This is a genomic window from Acidobacteriota bacterium, assembly GCA_003225175.1.
Taxonomy (GTDB): Bacteria; Acidobacteriota; Terriglobia; order Terriglobales; family Acidobacteriaceae; genus Gp1-AA112.
Genome location: QIBA01000045.1, coordinates 61357 through 80169 on the forward strand (window position 1 = coordinate 61357; position 18813 = coordinate 80169).

Consider the following 18813-nt stretch of genomic DNA (forward strand, 5'->3'; position numbering starts at 1 on the left):
AGCTGACCTACTGCTCCACGCCGCAGCTCTCCGCATAAGCTTTTGCGCATTTCATAACGTTTTGATGGCCAGACCGGTCAGGCTGTTCGTATGAATTCGGGAGTGTCGCTACTATGAAGAAGAGCAACGGCAGGAATCGCACCGTGGTGATTACGGGAGCGTCGTCTGGGTTTGGACGCGGCATAGCCGAGCGCTTTGCCAAAGACGGCATGAATCTCGTGCTCGCGTCGCGGCGTGAAGGACGGGTGGAGGAACTAGCGCGAAAGTGCGAAAAGCACGGTGCGCGAGCTCTGGCCGTAAAGACGGACGTGAGCCTCCGCGAACAAGTCGAGGAGTTGGCTCAAAGAGCCAGATCTCATTTCGGAAGGATTGATATCTGGATCAATAACGCCGGGGTGGGAACGTTTGGCCGTTTCACAGATACCCCCATTTGCAGAACATGAACAAGTTATACGAACGAATCTGCTTGGTGCAATCTACGGCTCCTGGATGGCGATGAGGGAATTTCAGCGTCGCGGGCAAGGGATTCTTATCAACATCGCATCCATGGCCGGCATTTCCGGCACGGCTTACGCGTCCTCTTACGCTGCGTCGAAACATGGCCTGCGTGGGCTGGATAAGAGCCTGCGACAGGAGCTCAAAGCCAATCATGAAAAAACGATCCGCGTGTGCACAGTGATGCCTACCTCCATGGACACTCCGTTCTTTCAGCACGCCGGTACACACCTCGGTCATCCTGTTCGGCCAATCCCCCCGGTCTACGATCCAAAGAAAGTGATCGATGCGATCTACAGGCTGGCTTATGAGCCGCAGGACGAAGTAGTGATCGGAACCAGGGGACACGTTGGCCGTTTTGTCGGGAAGATATCGCCCAAGACGATCGAAAAAGTAATGACAAAGAGTATTCATACTGCCCAAATGGAACAGAAAGAAACTGCGCCAGAATCCTCCGCAAGCGTGTTTGAGCCAGTGTCATACGGCGATAGTGTATATGGGGGATGGAAGACGAGAAGCGCAAGCAAAGCAGCACTAAGCATTGCTGCCAGCGCCGCTGTTGCCGGAGCCCTCTGGTGGAGACGTCGGGCGGCCTGATAATTCCAATCCCTCCTCACCCGGTTGGGTAATGGCGCGCCGGTGACTCGGCAAGGCCTCGAAGCCCATCCGAACATGAAGCGTTACTAAAACCTTCGTAATGTCGTAACGCGGAATTTTCCGTGTTACAAGCCTCGGTTGCCCGGATATTGATGAGATCGAGGCAGGAATGAGAAAACCCCAAGTACTAATAATGTGCGTGGCCCTCTTCTTTGGGGCAAGCGCATTTGCTCAGAACAGCGGAGACTTGCGCGGACGCGTCCACGACAAGAACGGAAAGCCTATAGTCAGTGCTTTCGTGATTGCCCAGGATACTCATACCGCGGTGATACGCGCTGCCAGCACGAATGAATCGGGCGACTTCGAGATCGCGGCACTCCCCGTTGGGGAATACGTCATGCAAGTCACCGCAGATGGACATGCGAAGCTTGAAGTTCCTGCCATCCACATGGGCATAGGGCAAGCCGTAAATCTCAACCTGGTTCTCGATGCCGGATACATAAGTGAGGCTGTGGATCGATCCGGTAATGCCGGCCTGAATGTTGAGTCAGCCAACACGCAATTGGGAGTAGTGATGGATGACATCGCTGTCTCGAAGCTGCCGCTGAAGGCCCGGGACACTTACGAGCTGCTCCAGCTTCAACCTGGGGTTGAGAGCACAGTAGGAGCGAACCTGTTTTATGGAAGCAATCAGCCGGGAGTGGTTTCGGTTAGCGGAGGCCGGGCACGTTCGAACGACTACAACGTAAATGGCACGCATTCTGCAGAGTTGTTTGTGAACTCGCCTGCGGTGCAGCCATCCCCCGATTCGATCCAGGAGTTCCGTGTCATATCGCATAACTATGATGCCGAATTGGGAAACAATTCCTGGTCAGTACTGAATGTAGTCACGAAGTCAGGCACTGACAACCTTCATGGTACTGCCTATGACTTCCTACGGAACGACTCGCTGAATGCCCGCGGCTACTTCGATCCGCAAAAGAACGCATTTCGACAGAACGAGTTCGGTGGCACCGTAGGTGGTCCGATCCGCAAAGGGAAAACGTTCTTCTTCGCCTCTTATGAAGGACGCCATGTAACGAAAGGAATTACCTCTAACGTTGTGCCTGTTCCGACCGCGCAGGAGAGAGTTGGTGACTTCTCAGGTGGAACAGGTTTCGCCGGCACGCTCACCGATGCAACGGTTGCTCAAGTTCTAAATGCGAGACAGGGATGCGCCGCTGCAGTCACGGCTGCTGGCGGAGCGCCGATCACTGCGAATACGCCGTACGTCAACATTTTCCCGAATTCTAAGATCCCCACTCAATGTTTCGATCCGACTGCGAACGATTTGCTCTCCTCGCTGATACCGCTGCCCAATCTTGGAACCAACATTTATCGGACATCCTCCAATTCAAATCAAAGACAGGATCAGGGCACGTTGCGGCTCGACCATAGCTTCAGCAGCCAGCAAAAGCTGGGTCTTTATTACTACGTGGCCGACGGCTACGTGCTTAATCCCTTTTCGACATTCCAGGGCGACGGAGCGAGCATACCGGGCTTCGGCGATCAGACGGCGAGCCGCTTCCAGCAATTGAGTCTTTTGCACAGTTGGACCTTGGATGCAAAAAATACGAATGAGGCGCGACTCGCATATTTCCGGCAAGGCCAGGGACAGTTTCAATCCCCGCAGGCCATGCATCTCGTACAAAACTCCTGCGCGAACGTGTCATCGTCCTCGTGCTTTACGGATCCAAGCAATCCCGGATTAGGAATTACTCCGGGCTATGGGGCAAACCGTGAGGGTACGCCCTTTGTGAACATTGCAGGTGGATTCACCGTCGGTAACAACAAGAACGGCAGCTTCTCGCAGGGAGCAAACGTTTACGAAGCGTCGGATGCATTTACGCGTGTGCTCGGCCAGCATACGTTGAAAGTAGGCAGCGACTGGCGTAACGAACGAATGACGCAGATTTTCGCCTACAACATTAACGGTGATATTGAATTCAGTGGAGGCGGTCCCAACGACGTTGGCTATGCCAATCTGTTTCCCAATTATCTGCTTGGTTTGCCTGATACCTACGCCCAGGGATCATCGAATGCGCAGGATGTGCGAACGACTCAAGTCGCCTTCTTTGGACAGGACAGCTGGCGAATTCGCCACAATCTGTCCTTTAACTATGGATTGCGCTGGGAGCTGAGCACGCCGCAAGCGGACGCCGGTAAGCGGATACAGGCTTTCCGTCCGGGACAGGCGAGCACGATGTATCCCTGTCAATTGAGTTCTGGCAATCCGCTCGCGACCACGTTCAGTAGCAGCGACTGTTCGGCACAAGGTCCTGCGAATGCCGTGTTCCCGCTAGGACTAGTATTCCCCGGAGACTCGGGCGTGCCCGCTGGTTTGACCAATGCGTACATGAGGTCCCTTTCTCCTCGCTTGGGACTGGCATGGTCGCCTAATTGGAGCAACGGACCGTTAGCCAAATTGACAGGAGGTCCCGGACGGTCGAGCGTTCGTGCCGGCTGGGGCATGTTCTACGACGGAGTAGAAGAGCTCGTCCAATCCCAGTTCACCGCGCAGCCTCCATTCGGAGGAAGTGCATTTCTCTCCAATCCATTCTTCAACACTCCGTTCTTAGCCCAGGATGGAACGGTAAATCCGAACCCGTTTCATGGAGTGTTGAATCCCACCCAGGGAACGCCGGTTGATTTCTCGATGTTCCGGCCGATCGAGTTGTTCGGGAATTATCCCAAGACCCTGCCAAGCCAGTACGCCGAGCAGTATCACCTGACCTTGCAGCGGGAGATTTCGCAAAACACACTCCTGCAATTCGGATATGTCGGCAGCCAGGGGCACCGGCTGCTCGCCGTCATGGATCAGAATCATGGGAACAATCAGACGTGCTTAGATCTGAATCTCATTCCCGGACAATCCTGCGGACCATACGGTGAAGACAATTCTTATTCCATTCCCGCGGGAGCTGTCCCGGCAGGAGTGACTTTGCACTTGCCTTATGGACCTGTAGCGAGTGTCACCGGACCCAATTCTGCCGCGATTACTCTTGTCGGACTTAGACCGTACTCATCACCACTATGTGCTCCTACAACGGGCGTAGGTTGCCCTCCGGACGGCATACCTGTATTCACCAGCATCTTCTCCATGCAGCCGATTTCGAAGTCGGCCTACAACTCTTTTCAGGCACTTATTCGCCACAACTACTCTCACGGGCTTCAGTTACTCGCCTCCTATACGTGGAGCAAGTCTCTCGACAATGCCTCCAGTGTTGAAGAGGCGTTGAATCCTTTGAATCCTGGAAGCTCAAGGTCGCTCTCCCTCTTCGACGCAGAGCAACGTGCTGTCATTAGCTATTACTGGGTGTTGCCGCAATTTCACGGAAGCAGCTGGGCTCGTCGAATTCTGAATGGCTGGGCAACGTCTGGCATCGCCACTTTCCAGTCCGGCTTCCCGATTCGGCTCACAAGCACGAGCGATCGTGAACTGATGGGCAGCATCGATTATTTGTCGCCGGGCGAACCCGATCAGATAGCTCCGCTACACATTTTGAGCCCACAGCGCTCCGCCGGCTTGTACTTCGATCCATCCAGCTTTACGGATGCTCCGTTAGGACAGATCGGGAATGCGCCTCGCACGATCTGCTGCGGGCCGGGAATTGTGAATGTCGATATGGGACTACACCGCACATTTGCGATTCGCGAGTCATGGAAAGTGGAAGTTCGCGGCGAAGCATTCAATCTGTTCAATCACACTCAGTTCCTGAATCCTGACGGAAACATCACCAACACCAGCACCTTCGGCTACGTGGATCGAGTGCGCGATCCGCGTCTGCTCCAGGCGGTACTGCGGTTCGTGTTCTGAGGTTATTCATGAGACACGTCGGATATATCACATTGCTGTTCGCCCTCCTGATGGTCAGTGCGGGAGCCCAGGACGACAAGCGGAAGATCGTCTCGAAGCAGGATCCACAATATCCCGAGATTGCAAAGCAAATGAATCTGCACGGGACGGTGAAGATCAAACTGTGGATCACGTCGCAGGGTATTGTGCGGCGCTCTGAGTACATTGGGGGCCATCCCCTTCTGGCACAAGCCGCAATTGAGTCCCTTAAGGACTGGAAGTATCAGCCTATGGCACGTGAAACCACTGCCATAGTCGAGGTGCGGTTCTAAATTGGGAACCCAAAGCAATGGAGGAAGTACGGCAGCGGGAACGTCGGTGCAGCCGACGGGCAGGAACGATACCCATTCTTCCGCGCTGATAGCAGAGAAAAAAGATCACCAGCAACTAAAACTAGTCGGCATCGACATTGCGGCAGACGTATTGCGCATCTTCGCAAGCTGTTTTGAGCGACGTAACATTTTAGTCATGATTGAGCGACCTGGAGAGGAACCGCAGCAAAACGGCGAATTCGTGAGCGCTTGCGCTGTTGCAATCAACAGCAACGCAGTTGCAAGTTTCAAATCGATGCCACGCTTCGCAGATGGCAGAGGCCTCACATTTGGAATTGGATCTGAACAGCAAATGCTCACGTTTCCCAATATAGGCGTGAACGTCCTTCTTGACGAGTGCACGGAATCGAACATTCATGCTGCCATAGATAAGACTGCTCCGCTCCTCGGCCGCAACATGACACCGCACGATCGCATTCCCATCGTGACCAGGATGAGCCTCGATACCGGAACGGTCTCGCTGAACGGGCTTACGTTAAATCTGGGCCACGGCGGAATGGCAGTGCGCCTGCGCCGTGCAACGGATCTTCCTCGACGCGTTCGCATCACTTGGAGCTTGCAAGGAGCGAACCAAATCTCTTTGGAGGCGACGCCTCGCTGGCATTCGGGTCGTACCGTTGGACTGCAGTATGTATCAGCTGCCCCCGATGCACTCAAGAAGTGGCTCCGCACCTATTCTGTGCGTTTGGCAGTTACCCCCGTAATCCCGCACCGCTAGTCTATGCAGGACATGCAGTTACGCCTGAACCAGAGGCCGGCTATCTGCGCTGAAACTTCGGTCATCTTTCAGCCCTACACGGAACATAGTTACGATTGTCCCAGCAAATACTGTGCTTCCGGAGCCACGCTGAATGCCCGCGGTAGAAGAACCCAAAGTAGCGTACGCAGGCACCAGCATCAGCGGTGAGCAACCGCGGCTGTTCTGCAGTGCATCTTCTGTACGGGATTCTCTTGACCTCTGGCCGGGAGCGCAAAGCAGGAAAAACGATCAAGTCAGTGGGGAATTATCTCGAGCGGGGATCCCGACTCGAACCACAAGGCTTCGCGCTAAATGGTTCTGGTACTCCTTACTGTCCTTGCTCTGCTGGACAGCCTGGGCTCTCACTGCAAAAGTGGGATCGTCGAAGCTTCCCCCATCTACGATGCAGTTTGTCTCTGCTTTGGGCTTTCTTTCAGTGAGTATCGCTGTCGCTGGATTTGCGAGGAAAGCTCCACGAGCGAGTAGCCAAAAAGGAAAGATTTATTCGGTAATCAGCGGCGTCCTGCTGGCGCTTGGCGGACTCGCCTCCTTCGCCGCATACCGCGCAGGAGACAATACCGCGGCTACTACCGGCATTACTTCGTTGTATCCCGCAATTACCGTCTTATGCGCACTCATCATTCTGAAAGAGAAATTAACGAAGTCGCAGATCGCCGGCCTCTGCTTCTCCGGCGTCGCTATCCTTCTGTTTTCCCTCTAAGAACCTATGCAAGTCTTCATCTGGCTGGGCCTCTGTCTCGTCGTAGTGATCGCCTGGGGTATCCTCGGCATCTTTGAAAAGCTTGCTACTGATCATCTGCGGCCTGCCGTGGCACTGGTTTGGGTTGCGATTGGATTCATGCTGCTGCAAGCGTTTGCCGTACCCACGAGTTTCTGGCGATATCCAACGTCAAGCCTGGCTTGGGCGCTGGCGAACGGAGTTCTCTGCGCATTTGGCTTCCTCGCTCTGCTATCGGCCATGCGCCATGGCGGAAAAGTATCGATCGTGGAGCCGCTCAGTGCGCTGTATCCCGCGCTTGTAGCGTTTCTGGCACCGCAACTGTTTGGTGAAAGAGCAACCCTTCAGCGCAGCCTCGGAGTCGCCTGCGCTTTGGCGGCGGTACTGTTTCTGACTGCAGACTCGAAAGAGCGCCAAGAATCCACCCGAAAGTAGAAGGAACCGTTGCACTCGCGGTACTCAGCCAAACCTCAACGATTCGCCGAGGCTTCGCTCAGCCTATGTTAACCGGCCGCGAATGAAGTGACTCTGCGAGCCAAATCGTAGGTCCCATAATAGGAAGAGTATTCTAAAAGCCTTCGCGCTTAAATAAGACGGGTGCCTGGTCTTACGTCCTTCGCTGAGCTATGGCAAACTGTTGTAACAACGAGAAGTGTCCACACTTGCCGCTGGAGGAGTAGGCGGCGTCAGCCATGGCGGATTGGCGAAGTCGAAGAATTCTGTCATGTCCATCTGCGCGGCGTCGCGCTTGCTGAGCGGCGATAAGCCCCATCGCGTCTCGACGAATTTCAGAACCGCTGTGTAGTCGGCGGCTGTGTGCGAGACAAATCCTTTGCGAGTAAATGGCGAGACCACGATCAGCGGTACTCGAAATCCGGTGCGCGTGAAGTCACCGGGAGGATCGCCGGCCGTGAGGTCCCGCGGCGGAATTCCGTCCGGCCGCACCGCATTCATTGGAACCACGTGATCGTATGCCGCCCCGCCTTCGTCGAAGCTGAGTATGAAGACCGAATCCTTCCACGATGAACTCGTCATCAGCGCGTTGATCAAAGACGCGACATATTGCTGACCTGCCTGAATATTCTCCCCGCTGCCCGGATGCTCATCGCGTCCACTGAAGTATCCCGCCTCGATAAACGAAAAAGCAGGCAGAGTTCCGTTTTGGACATCGGTCAAATACTGCGAGACCGGAACGATGTTCTCTGCGTGGCTCTTGGCGAACGTCGGCCAGTAGTTGTCGAGTGAATCTGCCGGAGCTCCGCTGGAGGTCTTGTCGGTGTAATAGATCTTCCAGGAGATCCCAGCTTGGGACAGCCGATGAAAAATTGTTGGTGCTGTGAGTTCCTGGAGAGGCTCATGGGCGTGACCTTGGGTAGTCGCCGCAAAAGCCGCAATCCGGTTCGGCGGGCTATTGGTCGGCATCGGAGCGAACCATCGATCAGACGTCGCAAATGCCGTCGCCATGAAGTAGTAGTAGGGAAGATCACCGGCGTCGTAATAGCCCATCGCGCGCTTGCCCGCGGTGTCCTTGAAGCCCTCAAACTTGGCGAGTCCCTGGGCTGTATGAACGAAACCATCCATAAGCGCCGGACCGCCTGGATTCCAGCGATTGTAATCGCCATGACTTTCAAGCCATGCCGGGCTGAGATTCTCAATGCAGAGACTGTTCAGCTTAAACGGAACAATCATCGTGCCATCATCGGCAGGATTGGCGGCATTCGCGGGCATGCCGTCCACATCCGCAGGCAGTCCTTGCGACTGACGGTAGACATTTAGTTGTCCCAAATAGGTGTCGAAGGAACGGTTCTCCTGCAGCATGAAGACGACGTGGTTCACCGCCGAAGTTCCACCAGAGCCGCCAACAAGACCACGGCAGCCGATCAAAAACGGTAGTCCGCACGTAATGAGAATAAAGATATTCGTTTTCATGGAACGCAAGAGACTCTGTTCTGGAAGTTCCTCAATGAGATGACCGTTTAGCGGAAGGCTGTTGCAGCGAATGTGCAACTCAGGTCAGCCTTGCTCGAGATCAGACCAGCTGAATCTCTCAAGAATCTTTAGGTGTTGCTGTTGCTTTGGCCTAGAAGCTCAGCAGCTCAGAAGTTTTGCATCCTTTTGCGCAGCATTTCTACTCTATCGTCGATGGTGCAATCAGCTCGGCTGCTGATTGTCGGCGCCAACGCGGCGCCTGGCCTGACCAGAATGAAAGCGGTCCGCTCGGCTCTGTTGGCTGCGGCGGTTCTCAGCGGGCGTGTCAATGCGTTGGCTATCTTCATGGCATGCCGCGAGCCCGCCAAAGGAAAAGGAAGCATTCTTCGACGCGCTCCGGATGGGCGGCACTCTAACGCGGGATTTCCCGGGGGAACTACTTCCGCTTCATGCGTAGCTCGATCATCATCCTCTCGTTCCCTTTGTCATCGATCAGGAAATGGCGATGGAGGAGAAGGCGGCCGTCTTCCTCGAGGTGTGCGCGGGCGACGGTCTTGCGGCCGGGACGTTCGGTATCGAGTGCCGTCGCCCACAGAACGATGTTCTTGCCGTCGAAAGTGCCGTCGCTCTGACGGATCGACATTGTCGTCTGCCGCGAGTCGTACCAAACGGTGGTGAAGCGATTGCTCTTCGGATCGAAGCCGGAGATTCCCGTGCCTGTGCTCTTGGTTCCGTCAGGATTGGCGAACGTGAAATCGGACTGCAGAAACTTGCCGTCCTGGATCATGTACTGCTTGCATATGGCTTTCGACACGATAGGCTTCCCATTGGCGGGGAAGAATGTCTTCACGACATCCCACTCGCCGACGAATTGTGCCAGCAGCTTCTGACCGGCGCCCGGAGCGTTCGCCGGCTCGTATTGATTATGGCTTTGCTGCGCGACCGGCACCCGCACGAGCGCACCTTCGGCGCTTCTGGTGGACCCTGCGACCGCCGCAGTCGTGATGAGCAAAATCGCTATGATGCGTCTTGTCATGGCACGCGATGATACGCGAACATCACGTGCACCGCATACCTTGCAGGTAAAAGCCGACGAGGGCACTCACGTCGGCAGGCGAGGCATGCCCGGCAGGATAGCAACTTGGATTCATGTCGACGAAACTTGGCTCGCGAATCGGCTATACAGGCAGGTTGAACTGCTCTATGCATATCATTGAGACACAATCGCTTCCCGAAAAAGCACTCGATCGATCCTCCGCGAATGAAATGGTCTGGATCCCCGGCGGCACGTTCCAAATGGGATCCGATCATCACTATCCCGAGGAGGGTCCAGCGCACGTTGCGACAGTCGAGGGCTTCTGGATCGACAAGTACGAGATTACTAACGAGCAGTTTGCGGAATTCGTTGCTGCCACTGGTCACGTCACTGTGGCCGAACGTCCGCCGGACCCGAAAGACTATCCAGGAGCTCTGCCCGAGATGCTGCAGGCGGCTTCAGTTGTGTTTCGCAAGCCGGCTGGTCGCGTCGATCTCAGCAATCACTACAACTGGTGGAGATACGTACCTGGTGCGAACTGGCGGCATCCTGAGGGGCCGGAGATTTCGATCGAGGGCAGCTGCAATCATCCCGTAGTCCACTTGGCATACGAAGATGCCGAGGCCTATGCCAAATGGGCAGGGAAGGAGTTACCCACTGAGGCTGAGTGGGAGTTTGCCGCGCGGGGTGGGCTCGAGGGTGCGACGTACGCGTGGGGTGAGGAGTTCACGCCCGGCGGCAGGCAGATGGCCAATATCTGGCAGGGCGAATTCCCATGGGAGAATCTGCTGTCCGATGGTTACCAAGGCACTGCTCCAGTCGCTCGGTTTCCGCCGAATGGCTATGGGCTGTTCGACATGATTGGCAACGTTTGGGAATGGACTACGGATTGGTATGAAGCACGCCATGTGCCGGCGCCTTGCTGTGGAAGTTTTAATCCCAAAGGAGGAAGGCGTCTCCGCAGCTACGATCCGCAAATGCCGGGAGTAAGAGTTCCCAGAAAGGTGATCAAGGGAGGATCGTTCCTGTGTGCTCCGAATTACTGCCGCCGTTATCGCCCGGCCGCGCGCATGGCGCAGCCGATTGACACTGCAACCTGCCACGTAGGCTTTCGCTTGATTGCCAGGAAAAAACACTGAGCCGCAATACTCAGGCTGCTTTCCCGAGAAGCTTGCACACGTGTGCCGAGTTGTGGTCAGATGCTGCCCCCGATTTTTCAACCTGAGGAGTATCTATGAGTGCATTGAAGCGGCAGACAGTCCTGATCCCTGTTGTTCTGTTTGCCATCGCCGCCATGAGTCAGAGCAATACGCCTAATAATCCGACTTGGTGGAATAAATACCAGTATCTCTCAACGCATTCCGCAAACGGGAACGCTGGACCGGGCAATTCCGTGTCGGTAGGCCCGAACGTGGACGTCTCCAACGAGTGCGGACCGCAAAGCGAGACTTACATTACGGTGAACACCGGCAAGCCGAAGAACCTTGCCGGGGGATCGAACGAGATCTTCCGTCTTCCCATGCGCGCATACGCCACCTTCGACGGCGGCTCTAGCTGGAGCGGTACCGATGCGCCTCTCCCGCCGGCCAAAGGCGCCAACGGCATCGACTTTGGCTCCGATCCCACCCTGGTATTCGATACCCAGGGAAATCTCTTCTACGGCTACATCGTTGTTTTCTTCGGCGGAGGCAACGGCATCAACGGCACAGAGATGGGGGTAGCTAAATCGATCGACGGTGGGAAGAGTTTCCCTGCCGCCACTTACTTCAGCTTTTCCGGTGGCAGCGATCATTTTAACGACAAGCCCATGATCACCGCCGATCGCAGTCCCCGCAGCTCATTTCGGGACAATGTTTATGTTGCCTGGGATGCCGCCAATGGTGGATCCAGTGGAGGCGGAATCCGGGTCGCAACCTCTTCCGATCACGGCGCCAGCTTCAGCATCACGCGCGCCGACGATCCTTCCGGGCCGGGCAGATCCATAGGCGCAGTGCCATTTGTGGGAGCGAATGGCGAGCTCTTCGTAGCCTGGAACGATTACCTCGCACACTCGATCATCTTCAACCGTTCATTCGACGCAGGCGCGACCTGGGGCACGCCGGTTGTCATCTCCACCAATAATCTCGCTTTCGACATCGCGATTCCTTCGATTTCGTTCCGCGGTGCCCTGCTGTATCCGGCCTGCGACGCCGATCGCAGCGGCGGCAGTCACAACGGCCGGCTCTATTGCACATGGATGGACCTCACACCGCGAGGAGTGACCGACATCTTCGTCTCTTTTTCGGAGGACAATGGTGCGACGTGGTCTCCACGCGCAGCGGTGACCGACCCGTTAGGCTTCGCGCTTGATCGTTTCTATCCCTGGCTCTCAGTCGACCCGATCAACGGCGCCGTGAATATTTCGTTCTACGACACCCGCAACGACATCACCGGCGCACGCTACATGACCGACGTTTACTTCACGCAATCCAGCGATGGAGGAGCCACGTGGCGGCTGCCGAATACGCGTGTTTCGTCGGCCAGTTCGAACGAGCATGATTGCGATGGCCTGTTTCCATGTTCGGCCATCAATTACGGAAACCAGTACGGCGATTACACAGGCCTGGTCTCCTACAACGGCATATCTCATCCGTTCTGGACCGACAGCCGCAACAATCAGCAGCCCGCAACCGGCTGCCGCACCAACCTGCTCATGGAGGAGGTCTTCACGGCTGCGGTGCGATAAGCTGCGGAAAAGCAACAGAAGGGACGTATTCGGGATTCGACTTCCCGCACCAGGAATACGTTCCTTCCTGTCACCAGGTTTCGTCTCTGTCGCTGTGAGTGTCTGAACCGATCATCATTCCGCAGGTAGCATGCCAGGCAGTTTCGCGTTGCCCTGTCATCTTCGGCCATAACTTGAATTTGTTTGGCATAGGAAATGGGCCAGCCGCTCTCCTGCTCTCCCGTTGTACATCGAAGGAAGTAAGGAACCAACGGGAATGCGCTTCTCGAAAAACGCCTGGACAGTACTGCTGGCAATTACGGGATGCCTGATTCTCGTTGGCGCTCAACAAAAGTTTCGCGCTGCTGTGCCGCCGTCTGCTTCGCAGTACGCGTCGCATACAAATGGCTGCGCAGATGTACTAGCCCCGGCATCCATTCGAGTTCCTGGTGCCGTCATTGATGTCAGCTTTGCCGCTGGACGTTTCGACCTGCCGGAAACGGCAGTATTGGCGTGGATCAGGAGAGCAGCAGTTGCGGTTTCCACCTATTACGGCCGCTTTCCAATGTCTCATCCTCATGTACGAGTTGTGCCTGTAGAAGGGGAGAACGGAGTCTTTCGCGGTACAACATTTGGGGAGAACGGCGGCTTCACGCGGATCCCATTAGGCGAGCACACAACCGAAGCGGAGCTCAAGGATGACTGGACGATGACGCACGAGTTTGTCCACCTGGCGTTCCCCGATATGCCTCCGCAACATCACTGGATCGAAGAGGGTTTGGCAACTTATGTCGAGCCGATTGCTCGCGTGCAAGCAGGACAACTGAAGTCTGCAAGGATTTGGCGAGACATGATCCGTGACATGCCAAAAGGTGAGCCGGAAGCGGGGGATCGGGGGCTTGACAATACCCACACTTGGGCCAGGACATATTGGGGTGGGGCCCTCTTTTGCTTACGCGCAGATATCGCGATTCGTCAGAGTACAAGTAATCGTATGGGGCTGCAGGATGCGTTGCGCGCAATCGTCGCGAAGGGTGGAACGTTGGACAAAGAAAATTGGTTCATGGAGGGTGTGCTCAAGGTTGGAGATGAAGCGACCGGCACCAAAGTACTTGAGCAACTCTATGGCGAAATGAAAGACAAACCGCTGCAAGTCGATTTGGCAAATATTTGGGCACAGCTTGGCGTCGCTGCAGACCGCCGAAAGATGGTGTTTGATGATCGTGCCCAACTTGCAGACATAAGGCGCGGCATCACGCGATCTCCTGCGCGTGAGACACAAATGGCTTCTCGATTCACTACCGAGGAATACGATCAGAAAGAAAGCGCAGACGAGTCGAAGGTCCCATGACAACGTCAGTGGTCTTGGTTAACTGAAACAAAGAAAAAGGCGACACCGAAGTGCCGCCCTCACTGGTTGCTCTCCGGCTAGGAAGGGTTCGATGCAGCTTTGGCTTTCTTACCCGCCTTCTGATTCATCATTGTCACCTTCATCACGTGCAGCTCGCTCGTGTCTTTGTACACGTGAGCCTGGAGTTTTACGTGATGGCCCTCATGCCCCTTTACGTCTTCCGGGTTTTTGAGAGTCCACTGCTTGCTGTCTTTGTCGGCGGTAAAGGTCTTACCGTCATCGCTGATTTTGCCCGCGATTGTTCTCAGGGGTGGGTTCGCCGTACTGCTTTTCGCAGTCTTTTGATCTCCGCTTTGCGCGCTGCTGTTTGCTTGGCCCGCGTATGCAGCAACGACGAAGAATGCGAGGATCGCCAATACAAATGTAACTTTCTTCATCTGTAAGCTCCTTCGATCAGAATCACACATTATGATGCAAGGCCTGTTCTTTGGATAGCATCTCGCGCGTCAGGATGCGCCAAAGACCAGGCATGCCTGAAAACAACGTTATGCCGCTACTCTCTCCATATCTCTGCGTGGACTGCGTACTCCCATAGCTTCAGTTAACTTGGCGAGTCCGAATGCACTCAGTGCGAGACCAATATCACGCAGCGCGATGTCAAAGAATTGCCCAGTCGTGAGCAGGTTAATGGCTATCAGCAGCAACCAAATGCTCGCGATGTAAGCGCCAATGCGCGTCCAGCGCGTGATTACCATGAGGCCCACGATCATCTCCACCACGCCAGCCAATAGCATGAAGGGATGACTCAAATTGCCAAGGACGTGTTTCGCTATAGGACTCAGATACATGTCCCAATTCACGAGCAAATGGAAGAACTTGTCCAACCCTGCCAGGAATGGACCGAGGAAAAACGCCAATCGCAAAGCTCCCCAAGCTGTCCGCATCTGCTGATTCATAGAAGTCTCCTTCCAACTCTGAGGCACTTCAGCTCTTACGACGCGAATGTCAACATTGAGAGCTGACGCGCGATGTAGGGAGGGGAACTGAGAACATACGATGCACCATTGGCAGTGCATGTTGTCACAGAATGTGCTGACTGTCCGCTTTGCCCTGAATTCGCAGCGTTCGCTCGAAGCTGCGAATACGCTTGAAGAACCGCCGGGCTGCGCCACCCCCAATTGATTGTCGTTGACGGACCATAAGTGGGGTTCATTCCGGGAAAGGCAAAAGCAAGGGCAGGGAACCCAGCTGAGTGAAGCGGGAGCTGCAGGGCTTCAACCCACGACGGAACAGAAACGGGAGCATGCCATGCACTGGGAGATGAAGGAGTAGAGCGCTGCCACCGCGGAGTTACATTTGCGATTCGCATACGAGCATATTTCGAGGTGAGGTTTGACAATGGTGTGTGCGGGGCATAGTGTCAAGACTGAGCGAAATCGTTCCCTCTTTCAGATCTTCTGAACTAAGTCAGCTCATCTGAAGTCCCCCCTCTTAGATTCACATTGCCCGAGGCTTTCGCGATGCGGCGGCGTACTATCCTGCTGATCGATGATAATCAGTCCACGCGTCGTCAACGCGCGATCATGCTGGTGACTCACGGCTTCGTGGTGCGTGCCGCGGAGAGAGTAGAGGATGTGGAACTTCCATTCGCCCGTCCTGCGCCGGACTTGGTGCTGCTGCGGGTGAACGGGCCTCCCGATCGTTCTGACAGCGCATATATGCTCATCCGAAATGCCATGCCTGGCCAAAGAATCGGATTCCTTCTAGACGACGGCCACTATCTTTGTGAGGTCTTCGTTGATGGGGTGCTGGTCCGTCCTCGAGAAGAGCTTGCCGGAGATCTAATTGAATCCGTAGAAGCGATGTTCGAAGGTAAGTTTCAGGACTCGGCGAAATCCGTCTGTGTTGGGAACTGAAATATGCGTCTCTTCTCGTTTCGCATGAAAGATGGCAATTGCGTGATCATTTACGCGAAAAATGAGAGATCTGCGGTAGAAATCCTGAACCAGATGGGCGTGCAGAGCAGCGTTGCCGGCGTGCGCGAGATAACCAGGTTCGTGGCTAACTTTGCGCTCACTGACGCAGGCGATTTGCGAACTACATTGCTTGACTCTCGCACTCTCAACGAGCTGATGCCCGACTATCCTCTGCTTCAGGCTGCGCGCGCGCAGTCCTACGCCGACTTTGGAAGCGCCAGCGGTGACAATAAGTCCGAGCCCGTGTTGTTTGACGATCGCACACGCCGGCACGCGAGCGATTGGAAGCAGCGCGATAAAGATCTGATCGGTTACGCTGTCCAACAGGAACGGGAGCGATTCTCGAACTGAGACGCATATTCCGAGGCAACGTGGTTTGACAAAGCCTCAGGTGAAGTATAGCGTTCAAGCTGAGTGAGTGTCCTTCTCCCTCTTTCAGATCTTCTGAACTAAGTCAGCTCATCTGAAGTTCTCCTCCCTTAGCGCCCGATCGACAGAATTGAGCTGAGACATGCTCTCAAATTTCTCACAGCGGGGCTCCATCGCAGCCATGCTGATCCTTATCTTTATTCCTGCATCGCTGTGCCTGCCATGCAGCTACCCTCTTATCGTCAATCTTCTCTGTGCGGGATTGTTTACGGCTTCTCTCGTTTATTCACGGGAACCGTTGCCATTGTTGGTGGCTACGAAAAGCCTTAAGAGAGTTGCAGCCAGAACAATAGAGGGGATCTGAAATATGCGTAACCAAGAGTTTTCAAGCGAAGTGAATGCAATCGAGCGCATTCTAGAATCAGCCGTTACGCTGAACTGGGAAGATTTCACGACGCGCTTCATACCTGTCGCGATGCAAATAGAGTATCGCAGTGGACCGGATTGTTGGTTGGAATACCTGAAAGTTTGGTCGTCAGCCTCTCGTGGTCATTGGAACCTGGTTTGCGAATACCGCGTGCATGCGACGGCAGCCCACCTGCAGGGTGTCACATTCAACGACAGCTACTCTTCGGCTGGTTTGACTCGCATGCTGGACGCAATCATGCACAACCAGCAGGCATTCGCAGTTGCCTCTAGCAACAGCGGCAATGGTTTAGTCCATATTGTTCCTCCCAACGACACCCAATCGATTGCCGCCAAGCACCTCATGATGGAGATGTTAGAACGGATCACTTCGCGAACTTCAACCGGAGCAGTTACCGGGGCCCTCCGGTGCGCCGCAGATCATCCGAGGCTTTCGGATCAAACCTACGCAGGTGTACTTTCGCCCGAATAACCTGGACCAACTTTCTGGACCAACTTTAAGGAGAAACTAGATGAAACTGTACGTAGGTAATTTGGGTTTTATGATGACCGACGGTCAACTGCACTCCCTCTTTGCGGAGCACGGAGCAGTGAACAGCGCGGTAGTGATTCGCGATCATGATAGCGGGCGAGGAAAAGGCTTCGGCTTTGTAGAAATGTCGGACACCGAGGCGCAACGCGCCATGGAGTCGCTGAACGGAAAAGATTTAGACGGCCGCCCACTCACCGTGAACGAAGCTCGTCCGATGCGGCAAAACCCCGACGGCGGAAGCCGTGGCGGTTTTCAAAAACGGAGCCGGGGATTCAGTCACGGACAATAGAGGCTGAGCCGCTGTCGAGTGGAGTAGGGAAAGATCGGCTCGACCAGCGAAGTTCACCACTCTGCCCACAGTCACAATGATGCGAGCCGCGAAATCTGGACTCCAGAGATGATTTGTCCGCACGGGATGGGTTCTATAAGAGGCGATGTCAAAAGTAAACACTTCGCCTGGAAGCCCACGTTCTGGGCTTTTTAGGTGGGAGCCCAGTCTTGGCTTTTTTGGGTGGGACCCCACGCATTCATGCGTGGGAGAGGCTTTCAAGCCTCGCAAACGCGCGCATTCTTCTTTTTCTCCGGCTTTAGCCGCGGGGTTTCAGATCGGGAAGCGCGGGGCTAAAGTCCAAAAAATATCATGCGATCGCTTCTCTTGCAGCTTTGTAGCCGAGTACGCCACCTCGCTTTGGTAACTACTTCTCAATTCCAAACACGCACTGAATAGTTGCGCTGACGGTGAGCTTGCCGGGCTGCACGGGTGGTGGCGGAGCGGGTGCCCGTTTGGCGCGTGAGAAGATGCCGCCACTGCCGCCTCCGGAGGTCACCTCAATGGTCTCGTTGGCGGCAGCAACGTAGGCCATGTCAATCGGCCTCGCTCCAACCAGATTTCTGACTTCAACATTCACATACCGCGTTGGACCAAGCTTCTGTTTGCTCTGCTCGAGCGCCGCAGTGGCGCGACCGATGGCGCGGTGCATCGCGTCGGCGACGGCTTTCTGCTTGGCGCTCTCTTCGTTGGCGAGCGAGTAGGTCAGCGAGCGGAAGTCGGCAATGCCGTCCTGCACCGAGTCGTCGATGATTGCGCCTACTTTGGAGAAGTCCTGCACCTTGAGCGTCACTTGTCCCTGGACCAGGTATGCCCGCGCGTGCCGCTTGCGGTCACCTTCATAAAAAGGAGTGACCGTGAGCACGCCGGTTTGGATCGCGTCTTTCGTCAAGCCATTGCGCTGCGCAACCGCCACGATGTTGCTCATCGACTGCGACGCCTTGCCATAAGCGTCTTTGAGCTGCTTCTCCTGGCTCGACACGTCGAAAGTCAGTGTGGCCAGATCAGGATCGGTCTCATAACTTCCTTCGGCCTGCACGATCAGCGTGTCGGCCACAAACTTCACATCGGAATTGGGTTGGATCTGTGCCGCAGCGGGAAGGGCGATGAAAACTACAGCGAACAAGCTGGTTCTGAACATGGAGGAATTATCGCGTGTGCCGGTTGCGCTTGATCTTCAATTCGCCAGACAGGTGTTGGGAGAGTAAATGGACATTCCTTAGCAGCTATTGGTAATTGGGCGGAAGGCCCATGCTTCGTGATTGGAACGAGAAAGCTGCATCCTTGATGGCACGATACTCGAGAGGCGGGCCACATGGCCAGAGTAGATTCCCGGAAAATGAAGCCAAACCGAAAACCGGGAAA

Annotated in this window: 21 protein-coding genes; 15 read left to right on the forward strand and 6 right to left on the reverse strand. The window is 55.1% G+C overall.

The genetic code is table 11. From position 1 onward, the window contains the following. Positions 1-113 precede the first annotated feature (113 nt). The 7 genes from DMG62_12040 to DMG62_12070 all read left to right on the forward strand — a co-directional run bounded on the left by DMG62_12040 (position 114) and on the right by DMG62_12070 (position 7232). Complete coding sequence (locus tag DMG62_12040; protein ID PYY22737.1) at positions 114-443, forward strand: hypothetical protein; 330 nt, start codon at positions 114-116, stop codon at positions 441-443. Beyond that, entirely contained in the window at positions 358-1092 is a 735-nt protein-coding gene (locus DMG62_12045) for a hypothetical protein (GenBank protein PYY22738.1), read from the forward strand. Before DMG62_12040 ends, DMG62_12045 begins: the two co-directional genes overlap by 86 nt. A gap of 169 nt (positions 1093-1261) precedes the next feature. Beyond that, a complete protein-coding gene (locus DMG62_12050) occupies positions 1262-4948 on the forward strand; it encodes a hypothetical protein (GenBank protein PYY22739.1) in 3687 nt (1228 codons plus the stop codon). Between the two features lie 8 nt (positions 4949-4956). Next, on the forward strand, positions 4957-5259 hold the full coding sequence (locus DMG62_12055; GenBank protein ID PYY22740.1) for a hypothetical protein: 303 nt from the start codon (positions 4957-4959) through the stop codon (positions 5257-5259). Position 5260: 1 nt separating this feature from the next. Further along, positions 5261-6037, forward strand: a complete 777-nt coding sequence (locus tag DMG62_12060; GenBank protein PYY22741.1) for a hypothetical protein — start codon at positions 5261-5263, stop codon at positions 6035-6037. 133 nt (positions 6038-6170) lie between these two features. Beyond that, positions 6171-6779: a hypothetical protein gene (locus DMG62_12065; GenBank protein ID PYY22742.1), complete on the forward strand. Its 609-nt coding sequence runs from the start codon at positions 6171-6173 to the stop codon at positions 6777-6779. A 6-nt stretch (positions 6780-6785) separates the two neighbouring features. Beyond that, positions 6786-7232 carry a hypothetical protein gene (locus DMG62_12070; GenBank protein ID PYY22743.1) on the forward strand — a complete coding sequence of 149 codons (447 nt, stop codon included), beginning with the start codon at positions 6786-6788 and terminating at the stop codon, positions 7230-7232. Positions 7233-7421: 189 nt separating this feature from the next. Here DMG62_12070 and DMG62_12075 read toward each other — a convergent pair whose 3' ends face one another. The 3 genes from DMG62_12075 to DMG62_12085 form a co-directional block, all read right to left on the reverse strand. Then, positions 7422-8804 (reverse strand): hypothetical protein, encoded by a 1383-nt coding sequence (locus tag DMG62_12075; GenBank protein PYY22744.1) that lies wholly within the window; start codon positions 8802-8804, stop codon positions 7422-7424. Positions 8805-8893: 89 nt separating this feature from the next. Continuing rightward, positions 8894-9109, reverse strand: coding sequence for a hypothetical protein (locus DMG62_12080; protein PYY22745.1), 216 nt, complete (start codon positions 9107-9109; stop codon positions 8894-8896). Between the two features lie 53 nt (positions 9110-9162). Next, positions 9163-9762: a hypothetical protein gene (locus DMG62_12085; GenBank protein PYY22746.1), complete on the reverse strand. Its 600-nt coding sequence runs from the start codon at positions 9760-9762 to the stop codon at positions 9163-9165. On the opposite strand from DMG62_12085, the gene DMG62_12090 reads away from it, so the two are divergent. From DMG62_12090 to DMG62_12105, 4 genes are all read left to right on the forward strand, one after another. Further along, on the forward strand, positions 9761-9943 hold the full coding sequence (locus tag DMG62_12090) for a hypothetical protein (GenBank protein PYY22747.1): 183 nt from the start codon (positions 9761-9763) through the stop codon (positions 9941-9943). The genes DMG62_12085 and DMG62_12090 overlap by 2 nt on opposite strands. Positions 9944-9992: 49 nt before the next feature. Continuing rightward, entirely contained in the window at positions 9993-10901 is a 909-nt protein-coding gene (locus DMG62_12095) for a gliding motility-associated lipoprotein GldK (protein ID PYY22759.1), read from the forward strand. Between the two features lie 95 nt (positions 10902-10996). After that, positions 10997-12487: a hypothetical protein gene (locus DMG62_12100; protein PYY22748.1), complete on the forward strand. Its 1491-nt coding sequence runs from the start codon at positions 10997-10999 to the stop codon at positions 12485-12487. A 223-nt stretch (positions 12488-12710) separates the two neighbouring features. Further along, positions 12711-13817 carry a hypothetical protein gene (locus DMG62_12105; protein PYY22749.1) on the forward strand — a complete coding sequence of 369 codons (1107 nt, stop codon included), beginning with the start codon at positions 12711-12713 and terminating at the stop codon, positions 13815-13817. A 77-nt stretch (positions 13818-13894) separates the two neighbouring features. On the opposite strand, the gene DMG62_12110 is transcribed toward DMG62_12105, so the two are convergent. Continuing rightward, positions 13895-14254, reverse strand: a complete 360-nt coding sequence (locus tag DMG62_12110; GenBank protein ID PYY22750.1) for a hypothetical protein — start codon at positions 14252-14254, stop codon at positions 13895-13897. Positions 14255-14362: 108 nt separating this feature from the next. Further along, positions 14363-14773 carry a hypothetical protein gene (locus DMG62_12115; GenBank protein ID PYY22751.1) on the reverse strand — a complete coding sequence of 137 codons (411 nt, stop codon included), beginning with the start codon at positions 14771-14773 and terminating at the stop codon, positions 14363-14365. A gap of 564 nt (positions 14774-15337) precedes the next feature. On the opposite strand from DMG62_12115, the gene DMG62_12120 reads away from it, so the two are divergent. The 4 genes from DMG62_12120 (at position 15338) to DMG62_12135 (ending at position 17409) form a co-directional block, all read left to right on the forward strand. Next, a complete protein-coding gene (locus DMG62_12120; protein PYY22752.1) occupies positions 15338-15733 on the forward strand; it encodes a hypothetical protein in 396 nt (131 codons plus the stop codon). Positions 15734-15736: 3 nt separating this feature from the next. Continuing rightward, a complete protein-coding gene (locus tag DMG62_12125) occupies positions 15737-16144 on the forward strand; it encodes a hypothetical protein (protein PYY22753.1) in 408 nt (135 codons plus the stop codon). Between the two features lie 385 nt (positions 16145-16529). Beyond that, positions 16530-17060, forward strand: coding sequence for a hypothetical protein (locus DMG62_12130; GenBank protein PYY22754.1), 531 nt, complete (start codon positions 16530-16532; stop codon positions 17058-17060). 40 nt (positions 17061-17100) lie between these two features. After that, positions 17101-17409: an RNA-binding protein gene (locus tag DMG62_12135; protein PYY22755.1), complete on the forward strand. Its 309-nt coding sequence runs from the start codon at positions 17101-17103 to the stop codon at positions 17407-17409. Positions 17410-17815: 406 nt separating this feature from the next. Here the strand turns inward: DMG62_12135 and DMG62_12140 are convergent, their stop codons facing one another. Continuing rightward, on the reverse strand, positions 17816-18589 hold the full coding sequence (locus DMG62_12140; protein PYY22756.1) for a hypothetical protein: 774 nt from the start codon (positions 18587-18589) through the stop codon (positions 17816-17818). Between the last annotated feature and the right edge of the window lie 224 nt (positions 18590-18813).